This window comes from Serratia sp. root2 (assembly GCF_031931805.1).
Taxonomy (GTDB): Bacteria; Pseudomonadota; Gammaproteobacteria; order Enterobacterales; family Enterobacteriaceae; genus Serratia; species Serratia inhibens.
The window spans coordinates 1-613 of the sequence record NZ_JAUJXB010000021.1; the positions used below are offsets into that span (position 1 = coordinate 1).

Annotated in this window: 1 protein-coding gene; it reads left to right on the plus strand. The window is 62.0% G+C overall.

Features of this window, described 5'->3' with window-relative positions; all coding sequences use genetic code 11:
• On the plus strand, positions 1 to 580 hold a 580-nt coding region (locus QZQ97_RS24490), incomplete at its 5' end, for a fimbria/pilus outer membrane usher protein (RefSeq protein WP_311995512.1).
• Between the last annotated feature and the right edge of the window lie 33 nt (positions 581 to 613).

Below are 613 nucleotides of genomic sequence, written 5' to 3' on the forward strand. Positions count from 1 at the left end.
GGCGGGCGGCACCCGGATGCTGATTGATACCCAGGGGGTACCGGACGTGCCGGTGCGGGGTTATGGCAGCACCAGCCGGACCAACGCCTGGGGCAAGGCGGTCATCGGCGATGTGAACAGCTACTACCGCAACAAGGCGAGCATCGATTTGAACCAGTTGGGTGATAACGCCGAAGCAACAAAATCGGTGGTACAGGCGACGCTGACCGAAGGGGCCATAGGCTATCGGAAGTTTGATGTGATTGCCGGCGCCAAGGCGATGGCGGTCATCAAACTGGCCGACGGCAGCGAGCCACCGTTTGGCGCGACGGTGATGAACGCGCGCAAACAGGTGACCGGTCTTGTCAACGACGGCGGCAGCGTCTACCTGAGCGGCATTAACGCCGGTGACGCGATGACGGTGCACTGGGGTGGGGTGGCGCAGTGCGAGGTGCGGATGCCAACCCCGCTGCCTGCGGACATGCTGATGAATATGCTGCTGCTGCCGTGTCATCCGTTGAGTGTACGGGCAGGGGCTGAAGAGCCGACGAATGAAACGTCACAACCTGTGGCAACACGTGAGCCGGAACAGGCTTCCTAACCGCCGACGCCGATTGATGAAAACGGTGTGCGG